Origin of the sequence: Micromonospora sp. NBRC 110038 (assembly GCF_020884815.1) — a bacterium.
Taxonomy (GTDB): Bacteria; Actinomycetota; Actinomycetes; order Mycobacteriales; family Micromonosporaceae; genus Micromonospora; species Micromonospora haikouensis.
In genome coordinates, this window is sequence record NZ_BBOL01000004.1 from 559,686 (window position 1) to 576,911 (window position 17,226).

Sequence of the window (17,226 nt, forward strand, 5' to 3'; positions counted from 1 at the left end):
GCACCGACGCTAAGGCCCGGTTAAGGCCGACCGGGACGTCGGCGGGCCGAGCCAGAGCCGCACCTCCGCCCCGCCGCCGTGGGCGGTGCGCAGCTCCAGCCGGCCCCCGGCGGCCTCCGCCGCCCGGCGGGCGATGTCCAGGCCGAGGCCGGTGGACCCGGCCGGGCTCGCGCCCCGGGCCACGGTGGCGGCGGGCATGCCGGGGCCGGAGTCGGCCACGGCGAGCAGCACCCGCCCGTCCCGCCGGGCGAGCCGGACGGTGAACGCGGTGCCGTCGGGGGTGTGCGCGAAGACGTTGCCGAGCAGCGCGTCGACCGCGGCGGCCAGCTCGTCGGCGGGCACCCCGACCGGCAGCGGCCCGCCGGCCAGGTCACGGTGGACCTCCCGTCCGGTGTCCTCGGCCAGCACCGACCAGAACGCCACCCGGTCGGCGACCACGGCGGCCGCGTCGCAGGCGCTCGGGGCGGTGGCCGGTGACCGGTCGCGGCGGGCCTGGCGGATCAGGCCGGTCACGGCCCGCTCCAGCGCGTCCGCCGCGGCGGCGATCCGGGCCGCGTCCTGCGGGTCGGGCAGCGACTCGGCCTCCAACCGCAGGGCGGTGAGCGGGGTACGCAGCCGGTGGGACAGGTCAGCCACCTGCTCGCGTTCCTGTGCCAGGAGCACCTGGATGCGGCCGGCCAGGTGGTTGAGCGCGCCGGCCACCTCGCGCAGCTCGGCCGGGCCGGCGGGGGTGACCCGCGCGTCCAGCTCGGCGTTGGCGAGCCGGTGCGACACCGCCGACAGCTCGGTGATCGGCCGGACCAGGGTGCGGGCCAGCCGGTCGGCCACGGCCAGCCCCACCAGCACCAGCAGCACGCCGAGCAGGGCCAGCACGAGCCAGGCCCGGGTCACCCCGGCCGTCAGCTCGGCGCGGGGCACGACCGTGCGGATCACCCCGGTGCCGTCCGGCCGGCCCTGCACGGCGATCACCACCTCGCGTCCCGCGTCGGACTCCGCGGTGAGGCTCTGCCCGCGTTCGGCCAGGGCCACCGCGGGGGTACGCGGGACGGGCGTGCCGAGCACGGTGTCGCCGGGCAGGTAGACGCTGACCGGGCGGCCGGACTCGGCGGCGAGCTGCTCGACGGTCAGCCGGATGGTCTCGGCGTCGGCGGTGCCCACCACGGGCACCAGGCTCTGCGCGTCGGCGGTGGCCCGGACGGTGGCCCGGTCCTCGGCGACGGCGCGCACCAGCAGCGCCAGCGGCACGAGGAACGCCACGAGGGTGAGCACGCTGACGGCGGCGGCCAGCAGCGCCAGGCGGGCCCTCACGCCGCGCCGCCCGGCGGCTCCAGCCGCACGCCCACGCCCCGCACGGTGTGCAGGTAGCGGGGCTGCTGGGCGTTCTCGCCCAGCTTGCGGCGCAGCCACGACAGGTGCACGTCGACGGTCTTGTCCGCGCCGCCGTAGGGGATCTGCCAGACCTCGGTGAGCAGCTCCCGCTTGGTGACCACCTCGCCGGGGCGGGCGGCGAGGTGGTGCAGCAGGTCGAACTCGCGCGGGGTCAGCTCGACCGCGACGCCGTCGAGGGTCACCTGGCGGGCGCGCGGGTCGACGCGCAGGCCGCCCACCACGAGCGTGGGATCGTCCGCCCCGGTGCCCGCGCCGCGCCGCAGCACCGCGCGGACCCGCGCGTCGAGCTGGGCGGCGGTGAACGGCTTCACGACGTAGTCGTCGGCGCCCGCGTCGAGGACCCGGACGATCTCGGTCTCGTCGTCACGGGCGGTGGCCACGATGACGGGCACCGCGCTGACCGCCCGCAGCATCCGCAGCAGCTCCCGCCCGTCCAGGTCGGGCAGGCCCAGGTCGAGCACGACCAGGTCCGGCCGGTTGTCCAGGGCGTCGCGCAGCCCGTCCATCGCGGTCGACGCGGCGGCCACGGCGTGGCCCCGGTCCCGCAACGCCCGCACCAGCGGCGTGCGGATGGTCAGGTCGTCCTCGATCAGCAGCAGGCGGGGCACACGACGAGGCTAGCCGCACCGGCCGGCGCCGGCCCGGCTCTTAACCCTCCCTTAGCGTCGTCCCGTGCCACGGTCAACCCTCGATCGGGGATAGTCGGGGAATGCGTCGTCGTTCGTTACTCGCGGTCGCGGGGTGGCTGGCCACCGCCGTGCTCGCCACGCTGGTCGGGATGGCCGCCATCCGGCTGGTCGGGGAGAGCATCACCGGCACCCCGGGCGGGGTGCGCAGCCAGGAGGAGGTCGAGCGGGCGCTGGCCACGCCGGCGCCCACGGCTTCCGGCGCCTCCTCCCCCGGCACCGGCGAGCCCGCGGGGCCGGCCGGCCCCGGTGCCCGGCGGGCCTTCGCGACCGCCGGCGGCACGGCCGTGGCCGAGTGCGGACCGGGCGGGGTACGCCTGGTCTCCTGGGCCCCCGCGCAGGACCACCGGGTCGCCGACGTCGACCGGGGGCCGGACGACGACGTCGAGGTCACCTTCGTCGGGCCGGGCGGGGAGCACGAGCTGAAGGTGCGGTGCGTGGGCGGCGAGCCGGTGGCCGTCGCGGACGACTGACCACGGCGGCGGGAGCCGGTGGGCGACGCGACGCGACGGGGCGACGCCTTGACACGGCGGAAGGCGAACGAAAGCATCGATGCTGGTCGCTGTCCGGAAAGCGCTTGCCGATCCGTCCCGCCGGCCCACCGGCTTCCGGGCGCGGCCGGTCCGACGCCACCGCACCCAAAGGAGCACCGATGAGACTCCCCGTCCCCCGCCGACGCCCCCGCGCCCGGCGGTTCGGCCTGCCGGTCGCCACCGCGCTCGCCCTGGTCGGCGCGGCCGTGGCGGTCGGCCCGCAGGCAGCCTCCGCCGCCACCGTCGACACCGGCACCCCGTACGTGTTCGTCAACCGGCACTCCGGCAAGGCCCTCGACGTGTGGGGCTGGTCCACCGCCGACGGGGGCATGATCTCGCAGTACCAGGACCTGGGCGGGGCCAACCAGCAGTGGCAGCTCGTCCGGGCCGGTGCCGCCGCCGACTGCGGGTCGGGCTCGTTCCAGGCCGAGGCGGTGCTCGGCGGCAGCACTTGGACGGTCCGCAACGGCGGCAGCACGGTCCACACCGGCACCGACATGCGCGCCGCCGTGCAGGCCGCCGTGAACAGCCTGACCGCCGGGCGCACCAGCAAGCAGCGGGTGGTGGTGCGCGGATCCGGCTCGATCAGCGCCGGCTCCCGGATCTCGCTGCCCAGCTACACCACCATCGACGTGTGCGGCACGATCAACGTGACCGGCACCGGCTCCGGCGACCAGGCGCCCATCTACTCCCGGGGGACCACACAGGTGGAGGTGCAGCACCTCACCGTCACGGGCAGCCCGCTGTACGGGATCTTCCTGCGAAACGTCACCAACGTGGTCCTCGGGCAGATCGACATGCGGCTGACCGCCGGCCTGGGCGTGCGCATCGACAACCGCGGCGACACCAGCCAGTGGACGCGCAACGTGCGCATCGACAACGTCTACGTCTCCGGGGCCAGCTCGCACGCCGTCGAGACCTACGGCGTCGACGGCCTGACCGTCGGCACCGTCACCGCCCGCAACGTCGGCGAGTCGGGGCTGCTGCTCAACCAGACCATCAACGCCACCGTCACCACCGTCGACGCGGAGAACGCCGGCACCGGCACCGGGTACGCGGCGTTCCGGATGGCCAACCGCAACGGCCGCGTCGGCGACAGCTACCCGACCAACGTCCGGGTGGGGACGGTGCGCGCCCGCGGCGGCGGCCGGGGGATCTTCTGCGTCTCCGAGTCCGGCGGGGCGACGATCGACCGGGTCGACATCGCCAACACCGGCAACAACGCCATCCTGATCGAGAACTGCTACGGCGTGAACATCGCCTCCGGCGGCGGCACGATCAGCGGCGGCGGTGAGGTGCGGCTCGCCGAGCGCACCGAGTTCCCCGGCACCCGCGACGTCACGCTGCGCAACTTCACGCTGGTCAACAGCCGGATCGTGGAGAGCCCCTGCGTGGACAACCTGACCATCAGCAACGTCACGTTGAACAACTCGTCGATCAGCCGCTGCTGACCGGTGGCCGCACCGGGCCGCCGCCGGGTGCAGACGCACCGGCGGCGGCTCAGGCGGGGTCGGCCCGGCCCAGCCGCCAGTACCCCATGAAGGCCACCGCCCGCCGGTCCAGCCCCCGCTCCGCCACCAGGTGCCGGCGCAGCGTACGGATGACGCCGGCCTCCCCCGCCAGCCACGCGTACAGCGGCACCGGCGTCGCCGGGGTCGGCACCTCCCAGAGCAGTTCCCGGTCGACGTCGACGTCGGCGACCGGGCCGGCGCCCGGCGGGGGGCCGCAGAGCAGGTCGGCCGCCGCGACGGCGGGCACGAGGCGGCTGCCGTGCCGCCCGCCGGCGCGGGGCAGCCAGGTGACCCGCATGCCGGGCGGCGCGGCGACGCGGAGCGCGTCGGCGGGCTCGGGCACCTCCAGCAGCGCCTGTCCCCGGGCGTCGGCCGGGAGCCGCTCCAGGATGGCGGTGATCGCCGGCACGGCGGTCTCGTCGCCGGCCAGCAGCAGCCGGCCCGCCGGTGGCGGCCGGAACTCGATGCCGCCGTGCTCGCCGTCGAAGCCGGCGTCGGGGCCGAGCAGGGCCGCCCGGTCGCCGGGGCACACCCGGCGGGCCCACCGGGTGGCGGGGCCGCCGTCGCCGTGCAGGACGAGGTCGACGTCCACCTCGGCCAGGTGCGGGCGGGCGGCCCGGACGGTGTACGTGCGGACCGGGTTACGCAGGTGCTCGGGCAGGGCCCGGTAGCGGGCGTACCAGTCGGGGCCCTCGGGGAGGTTCACCCCGGCCTGCCCGGGCAGCGGCAGCGCCAGCTTGATCCGCTGGTCGTAGCCGTTGTCGGCGAACCGGTCGAGGTCGGCGCCGGTGAAGGTGACGCGGACGAACGACGGGCTGAGCCGCCGCACGGCGCGGACCTCGACGTCGAACAGCCGCCACGGCGCGATGGGCAGGGTCTGGGTCATGGCGCCTCTCGGACTCCGGCGGGGTCCCGTCCCACGGCACCCGGCGTCGATCATCGGACACCGGTCAGGTTAGCCTACCCTTACACGCGCGCGCACGGGGGTGGGCGGCCGTCCCTCCACCGGGCGACCGACCGCCGGCTCAGCCCCGGGCGGCCACCCGGTCGAGGAAGACAGACCGGTCCAGGAAGAGCAGCTGGGCCCGCTTCTCCGGCAGGTCGATCTGCGGCCCGGGCACGAACCCGGCGCGGACCAGCCGGGCGACCGCCTTGTCGTTGCGCGCGTCCGGCTCGGCGACGATGCGCAGCCGGCCCGGGTCGGCCAGCACGAAGGCGAGAAACGCGTCGAGGACGGCTCCGGTGAAGCCGGGCTCGACGCCGCCGTCCGGCGGGCCGATCAGCAGGTGGACGCCGAAGTCGCCCGGGCGCACGTCGTAGCACTCGCCGACCGGGTCGGCCGCCGGCTCGTACGTCTGGAACAGCGCCGCCGGCCGGCCGTCGCGGTGCACGAGGTAGGCGTGGTGGGTGGCGAGCGAGTCGAGGTACTCGTAGATCTCGCGCACCCGCTCGCGGCTGGCCTCGCGCATGCCCCAGAACCGCGACCGCTCCCGGGTGACCCAGTCGTGGAGCACGTCGACGTCGCGGGCCGGCTCGACGGGGCGGATGAGCACCTCGCCGAACCCCTCGACGTGTCGCCGGCAGGTGGTCGATGCGGTCGTCATGTGACTCCTCGGTGGACGACACCGTGACGGACAGTCAGGTCAGGGCAGCTTAGCCACACCATCGACGGCCGCGCACGTCGCCCGTCCACCCGCGACACGTACGCGGACGGGTGGCCGGCCCCCGTCGGTGTCGGGGCCGGCCACCCGCGTCGCCGCGTGCGCGGCGGCTACCTCCAAGTGTCGGTGTTGGTCCGGGTGCCGCTGGCCGGGGTGGTGAAGGTGCGGTTGCCGCCGGACTCCCAGGTCACGGTGCCGTCGGGGTTCTTCTTCACGTACTTGTACTCGACGGCGGTGTTCGGGGGCAGGTCGACCGTCGCCCGCCAGACCGGGTAGGTGGCCGAGGAGAGCGCCACGGCGTTGGCCGGGTTCCACCCGCCGAGGGCCGCGACGTTGCCGACGACGTAGACGTTCTGGCCGTAGCTGGTCGTGACGGTGGCGTTGAACGAGGTGGCGATCTGCCCGCTCGTGACGGTGTCGCCGCGGAACGTCTCGGTGACCGCGTAGGTGCCGCTGGCGGGGGTGGTGAACGTCCGGTTCGCCCCGGACTCCCAGGTGACCGCGCCGGCGGCGGTCTTCTTGATGAACTTGTACTCCACTGCCGTGGACCGGGGCAGGTCGACCACGGCCCGGTAGGTGCCGCCGCCCTGCGCGGTCAGCTTGACGGCACTGGCCGGGGCCCACGAGCCCAGCTCGGCGACGCTGCCGACCACGTAGACGTCCTGGCCGGCGGCCGGGGTCGCGCCGACGGTGAAGGTCGTAGCGACCTTGTCGGTCGGGTTGGTGGTCGGGGTGGCCGTCGGCGACGCGGTCGGGGACACCGTGGGGCTGGCCGTCGGCGACGGGGTCGCGCCGGGGCGGGCGCCCACGTGGATCGCGACCGCGTTGTTGGCCGGGATCGTCACCGACGCCCGGCCGCCGGAGACGGTCACCGTGGCGCCGGCGCAGCCGGACGCGGTGGCGGGGCCGGAGACGACGTCGCAGTACTGGCCGTCGGCGAGGCCGGTGGTGAACGTGGCGGTGGCGGCGCTGCCGGAGTCGTTGATGCCGATCCAGGCGCGGTCGCCGCGGTGGAAGCCGATGACGTTGCTGTTCACCGCCGTGAAGTCCGAGACGGTCTTGACCGACCGCGCGGCGTTGGCCCAGCCGACCATGCCCTTGATGCCGATGGACTGGGTCAGGCAGTTCCAGGAGCCGCCGCAGACGGTGTCGGTGACGTAGCCGTTGCCGTCGGCCGGCGGGGACTGGTTGCGGTTGGACCAGGAGAAGCTGTCGTAGACCGACGGCTTGCCGTGCGGGTAGGCCAGGGCGAAGTAGTTGGCCAGGGTGTAGTCGCTGCCGTTCTTGTAGGACAGCACGACCCCGTCGCGCTCCAGGTCGTGGTTGGTGACCATGGCGAAGACGTTGGCGCTGGGCGCGTCGAGGTTCCAGCTGCCGACGTTGGCGAGCGTGGAGATCGAGCCCTGGAAGGCGGACTTCAGACCCTTGGCGTACGCGAAGTCGAGCACGTCGCCGTTGCCGATGAAGGCCCGCGCCTTGAGGGCGTCGTTGCTCGCGCCGTCGAAGATCTCCTGGGCGACGTACGGGCGCTTGTTCTCGGCGACGGTGTTGTTCAGCTTGCCGAGGATCGCCGCGAAGTCCTCCTTCTTGACGTGCTTGACGGCGTCCACCCGGAACCCGTCGACGCCGAGGCCGATCATGTCGTTGAGGAAGGCGGCGATCTTGGTGCGGACGCTGTCCTTCTCGGTGTACAGGTCCGTCAGGGACAGCAGCTCGCAGCTGGTGACCTGGGCCTCGTTGTTCCAGTCGTTGATGGTGCCGTTGGTCGGGCAGTTGTCGCCCGGCCGGTGGAAGTCGCCGGTGCCGTAGGGCACCGCGGGGAAGCTGTAGCCGGGGCCGGAGAAGTCGGTGCCGGCGTAGCCGACGACGGACTCCGGGTTGTTCGCGCCAGCCATGTGGTTGACGACCGCGTCGACGTACACGCGTACGCCGGCGTTGTGGCAGGCGGTGACCATGGCCGCGAACTGCGCGCGGTTGCCGAAGCGGCTCTCCAGCTTGTACGACACCGGCTGGTACACCTCGTACCAGGGGTGCACGCCGTCGGCGCTGTTGGGCAGGCTGACCGACTCCTGGGGCGGCGCGACCTGGACCGCGCCGTAGCCGGCGGGGCCGAGGTGGTTGGTGCAGGCGGCGGAGACGGAGTTCCAGTTCCACTCCCACAGGTTCGCCGTCACCTCGCTGTCGTTGAGGGCGACGGCGGCACGGGCGGAGGTGGCGGTGGTGGTGGCGGCAGCGACGATCGCCGGTGTCGCGCCGGCCGCGACGATCGCGGCGGCGAGCAGCAGGCGACTGGCGCGGCCACGGGGGTGTGGCCCTACGGATTCCATGACAGGGGGAACCTTCTTCCGGGGTCGAAGAGGCACTGACGCGTGTGGACGGCCGTCCGGGTAGCGAAACGATGCGGCATACCTGAAAGGGATTGCAAGACCTTGCGGCAAGATTCTTGAAACCCACCGGCAACACCGCCGCCACGTGAACGGTCACACTCCCCCGGAAAGTCGCAGGCCAGCCCCGGACACTCCACTGCGGCGGGTCACCGCGTGAGCACCCAGCGCGCTTCGAAAACCGGGACGCCATTGACGCGCCGCCCGGCCCGACGTAGCTTTCTCCGCAAGAGTTTCCAGCTGCTTTCAGTTCGCCGTTGCCGCGACGTCCCCCTCAGCCGGCCCGCTGCGCCCGGCGCAGCAGCCACGCGGCGAGCAGCCCACCGGCGAGGACGGCAACGGCCCCGACGGTCTGCCCGGCCTCCGACGCGGCCCGGAAGGCGTCGGTGACCTGACCGCGCTCGGCGTCCGTCGCGGCGGCGGCGAGCGCGGCGGGGAACGAGCCGGCGCCGGCCAGCGCGGCGGGCAGCAACGCGGCGAACCGGGCGTTGAGCACCGCCCCCAGCACGGCGACACCGAGGCTGCTGCCGACCTCCGTCATCGTGCCGTCCACCCCGGCGCCCGCCCCGGCCTTCTCCGGCGGGATCGCGCTCATCACCGCCTCCACGATCGCCGGGTTGGCCAGGGCGCAGCCGGTGCCCATCGTGAGCAGCCCGGCCAGCAGCACGGCGTAGCCGTCGGACGGGGCGTGGGTGACCAGCAGCAGGCCCCCGGCGAGCAGCGCCATGCCGACGGCGATGGCGGCGGCCGTGCCCAGCCGGTGGATCAGCCGCGCGGCCACCCCGGCGAGGTTGAGCACGACGATGGACAGCGCGAACGGCACCATCCGCAGCCCGGCCTCCCAGGCGGGGTAGCCCCGGACGAACTGGAGGTGCTGGGTGAGCAGGAACAGCGCCCCGGTCGCGCCGAAGGTGATCAGGACGACGCCGGAGATCGCGCCGACGAAGCGCCGGTTGCGGAACAGGACCATGTCCAGCATGGGGTGGGCGACCCGCAGCTCCCACCGGACGAAGCCGACGAGCAGCAGCGCGCCACCCACGGCCGCGCCGAACACCGGCACGGAGAGCCAGCCCTGCTCCGGGCCGGCGATGATCGCGTACACCACCGCGGTGAGGCCGGCGGTGGACAGCGCCACCCCGCCCAGGTCGAACCGCCCGCCGGCCGGGTCCCGGGACTCCGGCACCAGGGCCGCGCCCGCCGCCAGGCAGAGCAGCACGATCGGGATGTTGACCAGGAAGATCGCCTCCCACGGGAAGTGCGCGAGGATGGCGCCGCCGACGGGCGGCCCGGCCGCGAAGCCCAGCGCGCTCGCCGCGGCCCACACGCCGATGGCCCGGGGGCGCTCGGTGGCGTCGAAGACCTGCATCGCCACCGCCAGGGTGGAGGTGACCAGCAGGGCCCCGCCGACGCCCATCCCGGCCCGGGCGGCGACGAGCTGGCCGGTGGACCCGGCGAGCGCGGCCAGCAGCGAACCCAGTCCGAACAGGACGAGGCCGGCGAGCAGCATGCGGCGGCGGCCGTACCGGTCGACGGCCCCACCGGCGGTGATCAGCAGCCCGGACTGCACCAACGCGTACGCGTTGATGGTCCACTGCACATCGGCGGTGCTGGCCCCCAGTTCGGCGGTGAGCACGGGCACCGCCACGGTGAGCACGGTGTTGTCGAGCACCACGGTGACCTGGGCGAGGCAGAGCACCGCGAGGATCAGCCACCGGGTGCGCAGCGGGCGGGCGAGGGTGCCCAGCGTCGCCGTCACCGGGCGCTCCAGTAGGCCAGCGCGGTGAGCTGGTGCCGGCCGACTCCCAGGGTGCGGCGCAGGTGCCGGGTGATGTCGCGGGTGCTGGCGGCCTCGCAGGCCACCCAGTAGTGGGCGTCGGCGGCGCCGGGCAGGGCCGTCCGGACGGTGTCGACCAGGTGCCGCCCCCCGTCGCGGCGCGGCACCCAGACCACCTCGTGGCAGGGGCGGGCCCGGGACGGCAGCGCCTTCTCGTCGTCGTGGGCGTACTCGACCCAGACCGTCGCGGGCAGGTCGGGGGCGGCGTCGAGCAGGCTGTTGACCGCCGGCAGCGACGCGGCGTCGCCGACCAGGTAGAGGTGGCGCGGGGCGGGGTCGGGCAGCCGGAACGCGCTGCCCTGCACGGTGGCGTCGATGGTGTCCCCGACGCGGGCGGCGCTCGCCCAGCGGGCCGCGCACCCGTCGTGCAGGGCGAACTCCAGGCTGAACCGCCCGGCCGCCGGGTCGGGGTCGACGAGGGTGTAGGCGCGCTGGTGGGGTCGGCCGTCGTCGTCGAACCACAGCCGGATCCACATGGTGGGGTGGACGCCGCACTCGGCGAGCAGGCCGCCGTCGTCGAGGTGCAGGCGCTGGTACCGCCCGCCCACCGACTCGGTCCCCCGCACCGTGAGCCGGAAGGTCCGGCCGCCCATCGCGCGGAGCACCAGGGCTTCCCAGTTCCGTTTCACGCACCCCTCCAGTAAGGTCAGCCTAAGTTAGGGGAGGGTAACCTAAATGACGCTGTTACGGGAGTCGGCCGCACCGCCGACGCGGGCCGCCGGCATCCACCGCGACGCCTGGGGCGTGCCGCACCTGTGGGCCGAGACCGTGGACGACCTCGCCCGCCTGCAGGGGCGGGCCGCCGCGCTGGACCGGGCCTGGCAGGTCGAGGTGGAGCGGTGGCGCTCCGAGGGGCGGCTCGCCGAGCACCTCGGACCGGCCGAGGTCGGCTGGGACCGCTTCGCCCGCCGCGCCCGCCTCGACGACACCGCCCGCAGTTGCTACGCGCGGCTCGACCCGGCCACCCGGCGCTGGGTCGCCGCGTACGCCCAGGGGGTCAACGACGGGCTGGCCGAGGGGGCCGCCGCGGCACCGGAGTTCGCGGCGGCCGGCTGCGCCCCCGGCCGGTGGCGGCCCTGGTCACCGCTGGGGGTCTTCCTGGTGCAGCACGTGCTGTTCTCGACCTTCCCCAACAAGCTGTGGCGCGCCCACGTCACCGCCACCCTCGGCCCGACCGCCGCCACCCTGTTCGACGCCGAGCCCCCCGCCGGTTCGGGCAGCAACGCCTGGGTGACGCCCGCCGACCCGGTCACCGGCCGCGCCCCGGTCGTCGCCGGAGACCCGCACCGCATCCTCGAACTGCCCGGCATCTACCACCAGGTGCGCCTCGCCTGCCCCGAGTTCGACGTGCTCGGCTTCGCGTTCCCCGGCGTGCCGGGCCTGCCCCACTTCGGCCACGCCGGCGACGTGGCCTGGGCCGTGACCAACGCGATGGCCGACTACCAGGACCTCTACCGCGAGCGGCTGCGCCGCGAGGGCGACCTGGTCTGGGTCCGCGAGGCCGACGGCTGGGCGCCGGCCCGCCGCCGGGTCGAGACCATCGGGGTACGCGGCGGCGAGCCGGAGCCCGTCGAGGTGATCGAGACGGCCCGGGGGCCGGTGGTCGACCACGACCGGCACACCGGCGAGGCGCTCAGCCTGCGCACGCCCAGCCGCGTCGCGCAGCGGCTCGGCTTCGACGCGCTGCTGCCACTGCTGCGGTCGCGGACCGTCGACGACGTCGCCACCGCGCTGCAGGCCTGGGTAGAGCCGGTCAACAGCGTGCTCGTCGCCGACCGGTCGGGCGCGGTCACCCAGCTCGTCGCCGGCCTGGTGCCGGTGCGCGACGACCGGTGCCGCCAGGAACCGGTGCCCGCCTGGGAGCCGCGCTACCGCTGGAGCGGCGAGTACGCGCCGCTGCCCCGCACGGCGGTCACCGGGCCCACGGCCTGCGCCAACGACCGCCGGCCCGACGTGGCGGCGCTGGGCCGCGACTTCGCCCCGCCGCACCGGGCCCGCCGCATCCGCGCCCTGCTCGCCGAGGGCGCCGAACCGGCGGCCGTGCACATGGACACCCGGCTCGACGCGGGCGTGCTGCGCGGCGTCCTCGGCCGGCTCGGCCCCGCCGCGCTCACCGGTCCGGCCCGCGACCTGCGGGACCGGCTGGCCACCTGGGACGGGCGGATGGCCGCCGACAGCGTCGACGCCGCCGCGTACGCCGCCTGGCGGGCGGCCCTGGCCCGGGGGCTACACGAGCACCGGGCGCTGCGCCCGCTGCGCTCCCCCGGCGCGTACGACGAGTTGTTCGGGCCGTGGACGAACCCCCTCGGCCGGATCGGGTACGCCCTCGACGCCGTCGTGGCCGGGCTGCCCCGCCTCGGCGTCGACGTCGACCCCGTGGCCGCCGCCGCGCTGGAGGAGGTGGCCCACGGCGACCCGCCCGGCACCTGGGGGCAACGGCACACCCTGCACCCCGTGCACCTGCCGGTCAGCCCCGAGGTCGACGCGGCGGTGGACGCGATGCGCGCCCGCGTCGCGCTGGGCGGCGACAGCGACTGCGTGCTCGCCACCAGCAGCGTCCCCGGCCTGTCCGACGCCTGCTGGCGCGGCCCGGTCGCCCGGTACGTGTGGGACCTGACCGACCGGGCGGAGAGCCGGTGGGTGGTGCCGTTCGGCGCGTCCGGCCGCCCCGGCGACCCGCACTTCGCCGACCAGTTGCCGCGGTGGGCCAGCGGCGAGCTGATCCCGGTCGTCACCGACTGGCGACTGCTCACCCCCGAGCCCGACGAGCCGCGCCCCGAGCCCGAGAAGAGGAACACGTGACACCCCTGGAGAACCTGCCCGGCCTCGGCGAGCTGTCCCTCGCCACGGTCGACCCGCAGGCCCACGCCGAGCTGCTGCACGGCTGGGTCACCCAGCCCCGGGCCGTCTACTGGGGCATGGGCGGCTACACCGTCGACGAGGTCCGCGAGGTCTACGCCTTCGTCGACGGGCTGGCGACGCACCACGCGTACCTGATCCTGCTCGACGGCGCGCCGGTCGGTCTGTTCCAGACCTACCAGCCCGAGGCCGACCCGGTCGGCGAGCGCTACCCGGTGCGGCCCGGCGACGTCGGCATGCACCTGCTGTTGGCCCCCGGTCGGCGCGCGGGGCGCGACTTCACCGGCGCGGTAGGTCCGGCGCTGGTGCGGTTCCTGTTCCGCGACCCGGCCCGGCAGCGGGTCGTGGTCGAGCCGGACGTGCGCAACGAGCTGGCGCTGCGCCGGCTGGAGCGCTCCGGCTTCACGTTCGACGACGAGATCGACATGCCGGACAAGCGGGCCCGGCTGGCGTTCCTGACCCGGGACCGCTTCGAGGCGCTCTTCCCCGCCCCGCTGCCCGGCTGACGACCTGCGGGCCGGGCGGCGGCGGGCGGCGGGCGGCGGGCGGCGGCGGGCGGCGGGCGGCGGGCGGCGGGCGATGCCGCAGAGCCGGCGCATAGGGAGCTGAGTCATCCACGACATCACCCGCCGCTCCCCGTCCGGGCCGGCCCGGTGCCGACGCGGGCCAAGCCGGGGCGGGGCAGCCGGGGCGGGCCAGCCGGGGCGGGGCGCGGTGATGTCGTCTTCGACTCAGCTCCCTATGCGCCGGGGTGGAGTCACCTCGCCGGGCGGTGCGGCTGGGCGAGCCCGGGACGGCCGGCGGCCGGATCGCGCAGCGGGTCGCCGTCGAGCCAGGTGCGCAGCGCCCACCACCAGCGCACCGTCTGCGGCACCGGCCACCGGCCGCCCGGCTCGGCGAGGGTCGGCGGCATCGCGGTCAGCTCCTGCACCCGGCGCAGCCGGTAGCGCACGGTGTTCGGGTGCAGGTGCAGGGCCTCGGCCGTGCGGTCCAGCCGCTGGCCGTGGTCGAGGTAGGTCAGCACGGTCGAGGCGAGCTGCCGGTGGAACTCGTCGGCCGGGTCGAGGGCCGCCAGCAGCTCCCCGCTGACCAGGTCGGCCAGGGCCGGCTGGGCGGCCAACGCGGTCTCCCCGGCGAGGTCGACCACCCGGTGCAGGCCACGCAGCCCGGCCCGGGACGCGGCGCGCAGGGCGGCCACGCAGAGCCGGTGCAGGGCCGGGGCCTGTGCCAGGGGCCGCGCCGGGGCGGCCACCACGAGCCCGGCCGCGTCGGCGAGGTCGGCGGGCGGCAGCCGTACGCACAGGCCGGCGAGCCGGTCGTCGACGGTGCCGAACAGCGCGCCGCCGCCGCAGAGCTGCCGCTCCACCGCCGCGATCCGGGCCGGGTCGGTCAGCTCGGTGACCACGCAGTGGTAGCGGCCGTCGGGGCGCAGCCCGAAGGCGGCCAGGTCGTCGGGGCGCAGCCCGAGATCGTCCCCGGGGTGCCCGTCGCCCGCCTCGTCGAGCAGCAGCCGACGCAGCAGCCGGTTGCGGGCGTCGCGGCGGGTGCGGGCCAGCTCCAGCTCCGCCGTGTGATGGCCGTCGACCAGGGCGCGCTCCAGCGCGCTTGCGTACCGGCCGAGCTCCAGCAGGGCGTCCAGCAGCGCGGTGTCGGGTATCCCGGCGGCCCGGCCCCGGTCGAGCGCGATCTCGACCACGCGCTGCCGGCCGGCCTGCACCCCGCGCAGCAGGCCGGCGACGGAGACGCCCTGCGCGGCCCGGTCGGCCCCGAGGCGTCGGGCCTCGGCGAAGTCCCGCTCGCTCGGCTCCACCAGCCGTTCGAACGACGCCAGCCCGGCGGTCAGCAGGGCCGCCACGTGCCGACGGTTCTCGGCCGTCGGCAGCCGGGCCACCTCGGGCGAGTGTTCCCGGGCCGCCTCGACCATCTCGTCCACGACCCGCCGGTCGGTCGCCAGCTCGCGCAGCAGCGCGCCGAGGGCCCCGGCCCGCTCCGGCATCCTCATCGGCCCGCTTCCCTCCGCCCCGGCCACTGTGGGCCGTCCACAACGACCCGGCCGGGTTTTGGCCCCCGTGCCCTACCGGGAGTCCGGCTTCGGTTGGTTTCCTTCTGTTACCGCAAAGTAACACCGCACCAGCGCACCGCGGAACGCCACCATCGGTCGCCCCCACCGGCAGGAGCAGCCCATGCCCGCAGCAGCACCGTCCTCCCCGCCCGTCCGCCGCGCCCGCAGGTACGGCGCCCTCGCCGCCGCCCTCGCCGTCGTGGCCACCACCGCGCCGGCCCCGGCCGTCGCCGCCCCCGCCGCGCCGGTGGGCGCCGCCGCCCTGGAGGAGGTGATGTTCGTCGGCAACAACTGGGAGGGCACCGTCGACGTCATCCGCTCCCGGGGCGACTACGCCCGCCTCGGCCGGGTCAACGTCGTGCCCGACAAGCAGCAGCGGCTCTGGGAGATCTACCTCAACCCGATCAAGCTCGCCTTCTACCTGGGCATCCAGCAGGGCCCCGGCGAGGGGCACGACCAGCTCGTCGATGACATGTACACCACGCCGGACGGGACGGCGCTGGTGGCGTCCCGGCCCAGCTTCGCCGACGTCGTCTCGATCGACCTGCGCACCGGCGCGGTGCGCTGGCGGTTCCCCGTCTCCGGGTTCCGCTCCGACCACATGGCCGTCTCCCCCGACGGCACCCGCGTCGCGGTCTCGGCGTCCACCTCGGACACCGTGCACGTGCTCGACATCAACACGGGCAAGCAGGTGGGCTCGTTCGGCACCGGCGACACCCCGCACGAGAACATCTTCACCGACGGCGGCCGGCACATCTGGAACATGTCCATCGGGGACGTCAACAGCTCGCTCGACGCCCCGTCGCAGGACTGGACCAAGGGCGACCGGAAGATCACCATCGCCGACGCGACCACCTTCGCGAAGGTCAAGGAGATCGACATGCGGCCCCGGCTCGACGCGTACGGCCGCAGCGACCTCTCCGACGCCGTCCGGCCGGCGGTCTTCACCCCCGACGAGAGCAAGCTCTACTTCCAGGTGTCGTTCTTCAACGGCTTCGTCGAGTACGACGTGGCCGGCGACCGGGTCACCCGGGTCGCCACGCTGCCGAAGAACCCGAACACCACCGAGGACCGCACGAAGTGGGTCAACGACTCGCGGCACCACGGCATGTCGATCAGCCCGGACGGGGCGAAGCTCTGCGTCGCCGGGACGATGGACGACTACACCACGATCGTCGACCGGTCCACCCTCACCCCGGGTCCGCTGGTCACGGCCAGCAAGCCGTACTGGGCGACGGTGAGCGGCGACGGCCGCGACTGCGTCATCTCGGAGTCGGGCGCCGACCAGGTCACCGCGATCAGCTTCGCCACGGGCCAGAAGGTGGTCAGCGTGCCCGTCGGCGACCACCCGCAGCGGGTGCGGATCGGGCACCTCCCCGCCGGCTGGACCCCGCCGGCCGCCCGGTAGTCCCCCGCGCGGCTGCGGCCCGGCCGGTGATCCGGCCGGGCCGCAGCCGTCTGCCCGTGGTCAGCCGCCGAGGCTGGTGGCGGCCGAGGCGATCGCGGAGGCGAAGTAGCTCACCTGCGTGTAGACGCCCGGGTAGTTGGGGCGGGCGCAGCCCTCACCCCAGCTGACGATGCCGACCTGGATCCAGGCGTTGGTGGCGTCGCGGCGGAACATCGGGCCGCCCGAGTCGCCCTGGCAGGTGTCCGTGCCGCCGGAGGCGTAGCCGGCGCAGATCTCCTCGGCCGGGATGATGTCGCCGCCGTAGTTGGTGCTGCAGACGGAGTCGCTGACGAACGGCACGGTGGCCTTGAGCAGGTAGCGCTGCTGCGCGCCGCCCTCGCGCGCCGCGCCCCAGCCGGCGACGGTGAAGGTGCCGCTGTCGTACGCGCCGGTGGTGGCGATGGGCAGGGTGGCCAGGCCGGTGACCGGGGTGGCCAGGCGGATCAGCGCCCAGTCCTTGCCGTTGCCGGTGTAGCCGGGCGCGCGGTAGACGTAGTTGGACCGGACGGTGATCCGGCTGGCCGACTGGAGGTCGACCACGCCGAGCGTGGCGGTGATGCTGGTGTTGGCGCCGGTGCGGCCGACGCAGTGCGCGGCGGTGAGGACCAGGGTGGGGCTGTAGAGCGAGCCGCCGCAGCCCATGGAGAGCCGCACCATGAAGGGGAACTCGCCCTGTGCGGCGGGCGTGCCGCCGACGACGTTCGGGGTGACCGTGGCGTCGCCCGCGGCGGCGGCGGGTGCGGCGAGGGTGAGGCTGCCCGCGGTCACCGCGGCGAGCGCGGTGGCCAACAGGCCGGTGAGGGTGCGCCAGCGAACCATGTGTTCCTCCGCATCATCTGCGGCGCCCCGGGGGTGACGCG

Annotated in this window: 14 protein-coding genes; 5 read left to right on the plus strand and 9 right to left on the minus strand. The window is 75.1% G+C overall.

Going from position 1 to position 17,226, the window contains the following annotated elements; all coding sequences use genetic code 11:
• Nucleotides 1–9 precede the first annotated feature (9 nt).
• Nucleotides 10–1,308 (minus strand): HAMP domain-containing sensor histidine kinase, encoded by a 1,299-nt coding sequence (locus LPU61_RS18115; protein WP_043969192.1) that lies wholly within the window; start codon nt 1,306–1,308, stop codon nt 10–12.
• Nucleotides 1,305–1,997: a response regulator transcription factor gene (locus tag LPU61_RS18120; protein ID WP_043969193.1), complete on the minus strand. Its 693-nt coding sequence runs from the start codon at nt 1,995–1,997 to the stop codon at nt 1,305–1,307. Before LPU61_RS18120 ends, LPU61_RS18115 begins: the two co-directional genes overlap by 4 nt.
• 101 nt (nt 1,998–2,098) lie before the next feature.
• On the opposite strand from LPU61_RS18120, the gene LPU61_RS18125 reads away from it, so the two are divergent.
• Complete coding sequence (locus LPU61_RS18125; RefSeq protein WP_043969194.1) at nt 2,099–2,548, plus strand: hypothetical protein; 450 nt, start codon at nt 2,099–2,101, stop codon at nt 2,546–2,548.
• A 179-nt stretch (nt 2,549–2,727) separates the two neighbouring features.
• Entirely contained in the window at nt 2,728–4,059 is a 1,332-nt protein-coding gene (locus tag LPU61_RS18130) for an RICIN domain-containing protein (protein ID WP_229405564.1), read from the plus strand.
• A 49-nt stretch (nt 4,060–4,108) separates the two neighbouring features.
• Here the strand turns inward: LPU61_RS18130 and LPU61_RS18135 are convergent, their stop codons facing one another.
• From LPU61_RS18135 to LPU61_RS18155, 5 genes are all read right to left on the minus strand, one after another.
• Entirely contained in the window at nt 4,109–5,005 is an 897-nt protein-coding gene (locus tag LPU61_RS18135) for a siderophore-interacting protein (RefSeq protein ID WP_229405565.1), read from the minus strand.
• Between the two features lie 139 nt (nt 5,006–5,144).
• Nucleotides 5,145–5,723 (minus strand): GNAT family N-acetyltransferase, encoded by a 579-nt coding sequence (locus tag LPU61_RS18140; protein WP_043969196.1) that lies wholly within the window; start codon nt 5,721–5,723, stop codon nt 5,145–5,147.
• A gap of 167 nt (nt 5,724–5,890) precedes the next feature.
• Nucleotides 5,891–8,107 carry a carbohydrate-binding module family 20 domain-containing protein gene (locus LPU61_RS18145; protein ID WP_229405566.1) on the minus strand — a complete coding sequence of 739 codons (2,217 nt, stop codon included), beginning with the start codon at nt 8,105–8,107 and terminating at the stop codon, nt 5,891–5,893.
• Nucleotides 8,108–8,438: 331 nt separating this feature from the next.
• Complete coding sequence (locus LPU61_RS18150; protein ID WP_229405567.1) at nt 8,439–9,920, minus strand: MFS transporter; 1,482 nt, start codon at nt 9,918–9,920, stop codon at nt 8,439–8,441.
• Nucleotides 9,917–10,627: a siderophore-interacting protein gene (locus LPU61_RS18155; protein ID WP_229405568.1), complete on the minus strand. Its 711-nt coding sequence runs from the start codon at nt 10,625–10,627 to the stop codon at nt 9,917–9,919. Before LPU61_RS18155 ends, LPU61_RS18150 begins: the two co-directional genes overlap by 4 nt.
• A 46-nt stretch (nt 10,628–10,673) precedes the next feature.
• Between LPU61_RS18155 and LPU61_RS18160 the strand changes: the two genes are divergently transcribed.
• Complete coding sequence (locus LPU61_RS18160) at nt 10,674–12,800, plus strand: penicillin acylase family protein (RefSeq protein ID WP_229405569.1); 2,127 nt, start codon at nt 10,674–10,676, stop codon at nt 12,798–12,800.
• On the plus strand, nt 12,797–13,363 hold the full coding sequence (locus LPU61_RS18165; RefSeq protein WP_229405570.1) for a GNAT family N-acetyltransferase: 567 nt from the start codon (nt 12,797–12,799) through the stop codon (nt 13,361–13,363). Before LPU61_RS18160 ends, LPU61_RS18165 begins: the two co-directional genes overlap by 4 nt.
• Before the next feature lie 251 nt (nt 13,364–13,614).
• Here LPU61_RS18165 and LPU61_RS18170 read toward each other — a convergent pair whose 3' ends face one another.
• Nucleotides 13,615–14,859 carry a CdaR family transcriptional regulator gene (locus tag LPU61_RS18170; RefSeq protein ID WP_229405571.1) on the minus strand — a complete coding sequence of 415 codons (1,245 nt, stop codon included), beginning with the start codon at nt 14,857–14,859 and terminating at the stop codon, nt 13,615–13,617.
• A gap of 181 nt (nt 14,860–15,040) precedes the next feature.
• On the opposite strand from LPU61_RS18170, the gene LPU61_RS18175 reads away from it, so the two are divergent.
• The gene (locus LPU61_RS18175; RefSeq protein ID WP_229405572.1) at nt 15,041–16,327 is read left to right on the plus strand and encodes a YncE family protein; all 1,287 of its coding nucleotides are present in this window, start codon (nt 15,041–15,043) and stop codon (nt 16,325–16,327) included.
• A 60-nt stretch (nt 16,328–16,387) separates the two neighbouring features.
• Here the strand turns inward: LPU61_RS18175 and LPU61_RS18180 are convergent, their stop codons facing one another.
• A complete protein-coding gene (locus LPU61_RS18180; protein ID WP_043969203.1) occupies nt 16,388–17,185 on the minus strand; it encodes a trypsin-like serine protease in 798 nt (265 codons plus the stop codon).
• Nucleotides 17,186–17,226 lie beyond the last annotated feature (41 nt).

Bases quoted from the DNA above. Each gene is read 5' to 3' on its own strand.
- LPU61_RS18145 (WP_229405566.1), bottom strand. From the start codon at position 8,107: ATGGAATCCGTAGGGCCACACCCCCGTGGCCGCGCCAGTCGCCTGCTG.
- LPU61_RS18180 (WP_043969203.1), bottom strand. From the start codon at position 17,185: ATGGTTCGCTGGCGCACCCTCACCGGCCTGTTGGCCACCGCGCTCGCC.
- LPU61_RS18125 (WP_043969194.1), top strand. From the start codon at position 2,099: ATGCGTCGTCGTTCGTTACTCGCGGTCGCGGGGTGGCTGGCCACCGCC.
- LPU61_RS18160 (WP_229405569.1), top strand. From the start codon at position 10,674: ATGACGCTGTTACGGGAGTCGGCCGCACCGCCGACGCGGGCCGCCGGC.
- LPU61_RS18175 (WP_229405572.1), top strand. From the start codon at position 15,041: ATGCCCGCAGCAGCACCGTCCTCCCCGCCCGTCCGCCGCGCCCGCAGG.
- LPU61_RS18140 (WP_043969196.1), bottom strand. From the start codon at position 5,723: ATGACGACCGCATCGACCACCTGCCGGCGACACGTCGAGGGGTTCGGC.
- LPU61_RS18135 (WP_229405565.1), bottom strand. From the start codon at position 5,005: ATGACCCAGACCCTGCCCATCGCGCCGTGGCGGCTGTTCGACGTCGAG.
- LPU61_RS18170 (WP_229405571.1), bottom strand. From the start codon at position 14,859: ATGAGGATGCCGGAGCGGGCCGGGGCCCTCGGCGCGCTGCTGCGCGAG.
- LPU61_RS18130 (WP_229405564.1), top strand. From the start codon at position 2,728: ATGAGACTCCCCGTCCCCCGCCGACGCCCCCGCGCCCGGCGGTTCGGC.